General features: G+C 41.4%; 8 protein-coding genes. All 8 read right to left on the bottom strand.

The genetic code is table 11. From position 1 onward, the window contains the following. Positions 1–75: 75 nt before the first annotated feature. Positions 76–1,038 (bottom strand): helix-turn-helix domain-containing protein, encoded by a 963-nt coding sequence (locus tag C400_RS0110045; RefSeq protein ID WP_017426874.1) that lies wholly within the window; start codon positions 1,036–1,038, stop codon positions 76–78. Between the two features lie 130 nt (positions 1,039–1,168). Continuing rightward, positions 1,169–1,564: a hypothetical protein gene (locus C400_RS0110040; RefSeq protein WP_017426873.1), complete on the bottom strand. Its 396-nt coding sequence runs from the start codon at positions 1,562–1,564 to the stop codon at positions 1,169–1,171. 39 nt (positions 1,565–1,603) lie between these two features. Next, a complete protein-coding gene (locus C400_RS0110035) occupies positions 1,604–2,587 on the bottom strand; it encodes a sensor domain-containing diguanylate cyclase (protein ID WP_017426872.1) in 984 nt (327 codons plus the stop codon). Positions 2,588–2,611: 24 nt separating this feature from the next. Further along, positions 2,612–3,418 carry an alpha/beta fold hydrolase gene (locus C400_RS0110030; RefSeq protein WP_017426871.1) on the bottom strand — a complete coding sequence of 269 codons (807 nt, stop codon included), beginning with the start codon at positions 3,416–3,418 and terminating at the stop codon, positions 2,612–2,614. An 86-nt stretch (positions 3,419–3,504) separates the two neighbouring features. Further along, entirely contained in the window at positions 3,505–3,855 is a 351-nt protein-coding gene (locus tag C400_RS0110025; protein ID WP_206704146.1) for a hypothetical protein, read from the bottom strand. Positions 3,856–3,961: 106 nt separating this feature from the next. Continuing rightward, positions 3,962–4,798, bottom strand: coding sequence for a methyl-accepting chemotaxis protein (locus C400_RS0110020; protein ID WP_017426869.1), 837 nt, complete (start codon positions 4,796–4,798; stop codon positions 3,962–3,964). Positions 4,799–5,025: 227 nt separating this feature from the next. Continuing rightward, complete coding sequence (locus C400_RS0110015; RefSeq protein WP_017426868.1) at positions 5,026–6,483, bottom strand: glycoside hydrolase family 1 protein; 1,458 nt, start codon at positions 6,481–6,483, stop codon at positions 5,026–5,028. A 28-nt stretch (positions 6,484–6,511) separates the two neighbouring features. Continuing rightward, the gene (locus tag C400_RS0110010) at positions 6,512–8,428 is read right to left on the bottom strand and encodes a beta-glucoside-specific PTS transporter subunit IIABC (protein ID WP_017426867.1); all 1,917 of its coding nucleotides are present in this window, start codon (positions 8,426–8,428) and stop codon (positions 6,512–6,514) included. Positions 8,429–8,441: the final 13 nt, after the last annotated feature.

The following is an 8,441-nucleotide window of genomic DNA, read 5'->3' as shown; positions in this document are numbered from 1 at the left end:
GAATCCTATCTATTACGGGTTCCAGCTTTTTGTTTACTTACTTAATATTTTTTAACATGGTCAAAACAGAATTTTTTAAAATACTTTCTTTAAAGATGATGGCTTCACTCCGTATTCCCGGAAAAATTGCTCTGAAAATGCACTCACATTACTGTATCCTACAGCCATCGCAGCTTCTGTTACATTGCTTTCCTGGCTTCGAAGCAGCTTCATCGCATATTCAAGACGAATTTGGCGCAAATGTTCAAATACAGTTGTTCCAAAACATGCTTTGAATCCTTTTTTTAATTTAAAATCATTTAATCCAACCTTTTTTGATAATGCGATCAGTGAAGGAGGATCAATCATGCTGGATTCAAGGATTTGCCGAGCCATATGCAACTTTCTGACATCTTCTTTAGATAAGCCTTCGGGCATGGGAGTTAAATCAAATAATTGAATCATAAACCTATTCAAAATCTCTAGTGCCGCTGCTTCCATTAATAAAGGCGATTTATGCACACTTTTCAAGTCTTTGATCAAATGTTCAATCATCACTATACTTCTGTGATCCAGTTCAAAACTAAGATGATGGAACGCAGCACCCTTCAGAATTTGATTAAATTCAATAGCTACCTGTCGACGAGCTGCCAACTGTGAAGCTGCATAATTAAACAACGAGACAGGAATGCCAAGCGCAAAGGATTGGTATTGTTCGTTAACGGGAGGATGGAAATATGCTTTGAAATCCTGTAAAAAAATAAGAGCACCCCGCCCTATCGGGAGCGTATAGTCCAGACCAGCTATATTTACATGACGTTGACCCGAAAGTGCAAATTGAAGTTCAATCATTTGTCCTCTGGAGGCAAAGTTCGTCGGATAAGGCTCGTGATATTGAATATGCGAATACACAATCTCGATTCCGCTGTAAGTCGTAACTCGGTAAATATGTCCGTCGCCCGCTTCCGGTAACATCATATACGTATGCTCGTTTTGTTTTCTAAACGGAGTTTTTTCTAAATAATGCTGATATATTAATGATAACGAATTTGAATTCACAGGCGTTCACCTCAAAGGTTTTCATTCATTCTGATACCACAAATGAGAATCGTTATCATTAATATTAGCTGAATTTGACTGGTTTGACCAGGCTTATTGGAGTATGCTGTGGAGATATTCGGGGAATCTATTAATCCCAATCCATATAAAACGTTGCCTTCAATTTACCCTTCTCACATGCTGGGCAGCTCAAATGAACCGGCACATTGTTTTCAATGTGTTCCTGCTGCATAACACTCGCGCATCTAGGACAAGCATGAGAAATTTTATACTGTGATGAGTCCGATTCCATCTCAATAAACAATTCATTGCGGATGGCCTGACAGACCGGGCACACATACAGAGCGTCATAAGCATCATATCTCGCCGAAGGGTTGCCTATGAATTCCTCAATACGCCGTTTAAGGGCAGCATCCTGTACAAACGAAGCAATGGATTCCAAACGCATATACAATAAACCAAACCCCACAAATATGTTCTCAGTATAAGCACAGATATCACAGTCCAGCTTGTACGCTTCGCCCATTTTATCCTCCAGCTCTTCATATAGTTATGAAGCCTCTATCTATCTCTTTATAAGACTTGCTGCATGCGTGACCCGGTTTCTCCCGCCACTCTTGGAAGCATACAGTGCCAAATCTGCTTGATGAACTATCGATTGTTCCGTATCCGCTTGCGTAACCGTTGCCACGCCAATACTCACAGTAATGCTGTAATCTCCCCAATCCCTTGAGGCCGTCGTGGAGCGATATCTTTCTGCTGCACGAATGGCTTCCTCTGCGTCGTTGCCCGGAAGAATAATGACAAACTCCTCGCCACCATAACGAGCGACAATATCCATCTCCTGTGACATGGATTGTAGTAACTCAGCCAGATTAGTGAGCACCAGGTCGCCCACCGGATGACCATAAGTGTCGTTAATGTTTTTGAAACGATCAATATCAATGATCAGCAACGAGAAAGGTATTCCGGTCTCTTGAAAGGAGGCTAGGCTGATTTGTAATTGATCTTGAAAATATCTTCTATTTTTAAGCCCAGTTAACGGGTCGGTTGACGCCATCGTTTCTAGCTGGTGATTAATCCGCACTAGTTCCTGCTGTTTGATTTCATATTCTTCGTGCAACCGTTCAAGCTTCTGGTTTGCTTCATTCGTCGCCTGATATAATTCCTGAAGCTTGGTTTTGGTCTGTAGTATATCTTTCTCATGTTCAATCCGCTTACGCATCATAAGCACTACACAATCAATAACAGCTTCTCCATTGCGTTCCTGCCGAACTCCGTTTAGAAGTACAGGCACATCCTGTCGATCACTTGTGCGAAACGAGAAGTACATCTCATCAACATGCCCGTACAACTGGATGTAGGGATAAAAATAAGTATGAAAAAATAGCTTGTTCGTAACAGACATTGTCGTTTCAATCGGCCGCCCGAGCAATTGATCACGTTCATAAAGAAGCATGTCCAATAAAGTTTGATTTACCGATTGAATGATCCCAGCGTCCGAAATTGAAAAGTATCCACAGGGAGCTTTATCTAATTGAATATCCATTGCATGACTGCCTTTCTTTCGATATTACACACTGGCTAAATATTCTTTGATTAAATCGCTCGTTTCTCCTGGTTGGCTTAAATGAGGATAATGCCCCTTTGCTCTCATCTGCTGAAGTCTGCTATTTCTAAGATGGGTATGCAAATAATCCCCTACCTCAATTGGAGCAATACTATCGTCTGAGCACTGGAGAATAAGCGTAGGAACCGAAGCATGCGGAAGATCGACACGGCAATCTGAAAAAAATGTAACCTCTGCGAATTGCCGTGCAATATGAGGATCTCTGGAGCAAAATGCCTTTTCCAACTCTTCGGTTAAGTCCCCTCGCTCGGGATTTTGCATAGCAATGGGCGCCATGTAACTAGCCCAGCCAATAAAGTTCATTTGCATCATATCCAGTAATTCATCAATATCACTCTTATCGAAACCTCCATAATAAAAAGGCAGGTCATTCACATAGCGTGGAGAAGGACCGAGCATGACAATGCGTTCAAAATATTGAGGGCTTCGGATGGATGCGAGCATTCCGATCATGCTGCTAACGGAGTGTCCGACGAATATGATATTCCGTAACTCTAACGCTTCCATAATATCCAGCACATCTTGGGCATATCCTTGCAAGTCACTGTATTTTTGGGAATCATAGTATTTTATTTGGGAATCTCCAGAACCAACGTAATCAAATAAGACGATTTGGTAGTTGTCGATAAAGCTAGGGACGATATAACGCCACATATCCTGATCGCATCCAAAGCCGTGAGCAAATACAATCGTCTGGCTGCCTGTACCCAACACTTTTACATTATTACGTCGGAGAATATCAACGGTCATTGTAAATCACCTCTCTGAGGTAGTATCTGTTCTATGGCTTCTCTTCCCTATTATATCGGAAAAGATTTGATTATGGATAATGGATCTCATTCATAAATCCAGCGTTTAATGATCCCCTTTACCTTGTGCACATGTTGCTGTGATGGGGAACAAATAATAACTAATTCGTTTTTCCCATTCGTATCTAACCAATAGTGAACGTCATCCCCCTCATTAACCGTTTCATGAATGATTCTGATGGATTTATGACTTATTTTCGATTTAGCCGAAAAAATGGGGTTCATATCCATAACTTTCTGACCATTAGAAAAGGATGTGTTGTAATAAGGAATCACCCAGTTCTCTTTATCCTGATCTTGTACTAAATTTAGAAATACACGCACCCAATAATCCTCTAGTTCTGTGTAACTCTGTTCATTCAACCCATTCAAATTCATATATGTATCCACTCCAAATGATTTAATAAACTTAAAAAAGCCTCGCCCTGTGATCACATTTCCATGACGGAATGCACAATTCACAGACCGAGACTTCTTCCAATCTTTATTTTACATCCACATCATTCGTGATTTTCTCTATTAAACCTCTCAAGCCTTGGTTGGTATCATTTAATTGATCAATAATATTCATGAACTCCGACACAAGCTTGGCCTGCTCTTGGGAAGATACAGTAATCTGCGTAATCTCTTGTTCCATACTATAAACCGATTGTCTGACAGCTTGCAAGGATTGCTCGATTCGCCCAGTGGCTTCCTTGGTGCCCGTAGACATCTTGCGGATTTCTGCGGCAACAACCCCAAATCCTGCTCCTGCCTCACCCACCCGAGCAGCTTCAATGGCTGCATTTAGTCCAAGCAAGTTTGTCTGCTCTGAAATTTCCTTGATGTAGCCAGCCACCTCAGTCACATTACCAGAGTCCTCAACCGCCTTTTTCGTATTGCTTAAAATTTCCTCGGCTGTCGCACTAAGCTCCTCCGAATGGGCTGCTACATGCTGAATCCCTTCCACTAGCTTGCTTGTAACATCCTCTGCTTGGCTCATCAACTTCTTCAGTTGATCCTGATTATCCATACTATAGGTGATGCACATTACTGCCTCAATCTCATTCTGTTCATTCTTTATCGGATGAAAGTATGAATCAGCAGCAAACCCGAAAACTTCGGCATCATAGCGAACTCGGGTCTTTTCTCCGTCTACTAGCATTTTGAAGTTCTTGTGTACATCAGGGAGAGGGTCGCCTGCCTTGAAATCATAGACTAAACTTTTCCCCGACTGAAAGAATAGAAATTTTTCTTTATCCATTACAGATATTAAAACATCATGTCGTGCAGCTTCTCTAATAAACGGCATGGCAGACAAAACAGCTTCTACTTGATTCATAATATGTATCCACTTCCTTATATTTTGTTATCCACCCTACCCTTTATTTCGACATTTTCAACCCATGTGTTTAGTAAAATTAACATACTATTGACTATGGTGATCTCCTAATCTGTATACATTCACCGTAGTTTCCTGAAGGGAAGCTGGTTTTAAATCCAAACAGCGCATACCTACTGAATAGGCATGCGCTGACTGCATCACTTTTTGAAGACACACACTAATATTTAGTCCAGCTGTTCCCCATTAGTTTCGATCACACTCTTATACCAATAGAAGCTCTTCTTTCTGGATCTGGCAAGTGTTCCTTTACCTTCATTATCCTTATCGACGTATATGAATCCATAGCGTTTTTTCATTTCACCGGTTCCCGCACTTACTAGATCAATACATCCCCAAGGTGTATAACCTATTAAATCTACTCCATCAGCAATGGCTTCTTTCATTTGCTCAATATGCTGCTTTAGATAATCAATTCGATAAGCATCTTGAATGGAGCCGTCTTCTTCCACTATATCCACAGCGCCCAGACCATTTTCCACAACCATTAACGGGATTTCATATCGATTATAAATGTTATTGAGGGACCATCTCAATCCCTGCGGATCGATTTGCCAGTCCCAGGCGCTTGCTTTTAAATAGGGATTCTTTAATCCCATGGATAAATTCCCACCCACCTTCTCCTGATTGGGGTCTGCACTGACACAAGTGGATGAATAATAACTGAAAGTATAAAAATCTACGCATCCTTCTTTTAAGACGTCCTCATCATTGTCCTGCATCGTAATTTGGATATTATGTTCTTTAAAATATCGTTTGGCAAATCCGGGATAAGCACCTCTTACTTGAACATCTGAACATAGGAAATTACTCAAGTTATCCTTTTGTTGAGCGAGCAAAACATCATCGGGGTTACAGGTAAGTGGGTATGAACACATATAAGCAATCATACAGCCAATTTTAAAATCCTTATTGATTTCATGCCCCAGCTTTACTGCCTTTGCACTGGCTACAAATTGATGATGCAAAGCTTGATACAGGACCTGCTCATCCTTCACTGTAGCATGGGCAAGCTCTCCATTCCCCTCTGGCATCATCGCTCCAGCCATGAACGCCCCAAAAGACAAGGTTAAGATATTGATTTCATTAAAGGTGAGCCAGTATTTTACGACATCTTTGTATCTGTTAAAAAGAACTTCACAATATCTTACATAAAAATCTACCACTCTGCGATCTGACCAGCCGTTATATTTTTGGGTTAAATGAAACGGTGCTTCATAATGTGAGATCGTAACCAACGGCTCAATGTTGTACTTTTTTAATTCTGCGAACACACGATCATAGAACTGCAAGCCTTGCTCATTCGGCTCGATATCATCTCCGTTAGGAAATATTCTGGACCAAGCGATGGACATTCTAAAAACCTTGAAACCCATTTCAGCAAATAATCGGATATCCTCTTTATAATGATGGTAGAAATCAATAGCCTCATGACTTGGATAGTTCATTCCTTCTTCCAATACAGGCGTAATTCTTCGGGAAATAGTATGCGTCCCGGCTGTTATTACATCAGCAGTGCTTAGTCCCTTACCATCCACGTTATACCCACCTTCAAATTGGTTAGCAGCCGTGGCCCCTCCCCATAAAAATCCTTGTGGAAACTCCTTGGTTATATTATTGTTCATTGTTTATTCCTCCTAAAATATAGGTATCTTAGACCATGACCGTCAACAAATCCTCTTTATAACCAATCGTCTTCTTCTCCGTTTCAATAACATCCAAGTAACTAGCAGTGTTGGCAACAATTACAGGAGTAGTCAGAACATAACCAGCCTCTTGGATAGCCTCCAGATCAAACTCCATGAGCAATTGTCCCTTTTTGACGGCTTCCCCTTGTTTTACTTTGGGATAAAAATGTTTACCTTTTAATTTGACTGTATCCTTACCTACATGGATGAGAATTTCCACGCCCTGATCACTGGTAATTCCGATCGCATGACCTGACGAAAATAAGGATGTTAAGACACCATCAACAGGTGAAACGACCTTGCCTTCGGAAGGCTCAATGGCAATCCCTTTACCCAGAGCACCTGTCGAAAAGGCTTCATCAGTTACCTCAGATAAAGGTTTTACATCACCCTTTAACGGACTAATTACCGTCTCCTGTCTTATTAATACTTCTCCTCCTTTTGCTGCTCCCGTTGAACTAACTTCTTTTTTCGTTTCTTTCACCTCATCATCTTTAAATCCGCCAAAAAACATAAGCAAGAAGCCTAATACGAAACTTACCAGGATACCAATAACAGCCCCATAAAATCCGCTGTCTATTCCTGACGGATTAATATAGCTCGGAATCGCGAAAATGCCTAAGCCGCCAATGATATAGCCTTTCGTTCCCATCATTCCGATAATACCGCCACCTACTGCAGACGCTATACAGCTTAAAATGAATGGTTTCTTACGTGGTAATGTAATCCCGTAAATCGCGGGTTCTGTTACACCAAAGATCCCGGAGATGACAGCTGGAATGGAAAGGGATCTCAGCTTTACATTTTTGGTTTTGAACAAAATCGCCAGTACGACACCTGTTTGAGCAAAGGAGGCTCCCAGCGTTGCAGCAAGGATCGGATCGAATTTGAGCACCGCCAAGTTGTTCATAGCGATAGGAACAAGACCCCAGTGCAGTCCAAAAATAACAAATACCTGCCAGAAAGCCCCCATGATAATACCTTCAATCATCGGGCTTAAGTTATACACAAAGAGGGTGGCTGCGCCAAGCAGTTGACCTGCCCAAGTCGAGAGTGGTCCAATCACAATCAGCGCTAAGGGTACAATAACTAACAAAGTGAAAAACGGAACCAAGAATGTTCTCACTACGCTAGGGATGACCTTTTTAAAGAAATTTTCTATTTTTGAGCCTACATAGGTGGATACAATAATCGGAAGAACCGTTGATGCATAGCTCATCAGAATGACCGGAATACCTAAGAAGGTGATATATACCGGTGACTCAAATATAGTGCCGCTAAATAAAGTGTATAGCGGTTTACCCGAGGCTGTTATCGTGCTAAAGGTTGGATAAACAAGTGACGCCCCGATCGCCATACCTATAAAAATGTTGGCATTGAATTTTTTAGCTGACGTATACCCCAGGAAAATAGGGAAGAAGTAGAACAAGCAGTCTCCTAAAGCATTGAGAATTTGATAGGTACCCGATGTAACAGTCAGCCAGCCTATAGCTACAAACAAGGCCGTAAAACCCTTAATCATACCCGTGGCACTCAAGACACCCAGCGTGGGTGTAAATACACCTGAAATGGTATCAATAAACCTATTGAACAAACTGACTTTTTCACCTGATGTTTCTTCTGAATCACCTGCCTGGAAGCCGCCTATCGCAGCAACATCCGCATAAACCTCGGGCACATGATTACCGATCACAACTTGGTATTGTCCCCCGCTTTTTACCACCGTGACGACACCATCCATATTTTTCAGAACCTCTGTATTGGCCTTATTTTCATCCTTTAGCTTGAAGCGCAAGCGTGTAATACAATGAGTTAGACTATTTACATTTTCTTTGCCGCCGACATTTCTGATGATGTCTTTTGCTAATGTCTCATACTTCATTGTAACTGCCCCT

The organism is Paenibacillus sp. ICGEB2008 (genome assembly GCF_000307675.1).
GTDB lineage: Bacteria > Bacillota > Bacilli > Paenibacillales > Paenibacillaceae > Paenibacillus > Paenibacillus polymyxa.
The sequence above is the reverse complement of the archived record's forward strand: the minus strand, read 5'-3'. Positions and strand labels throughout refer to the sequence as shown.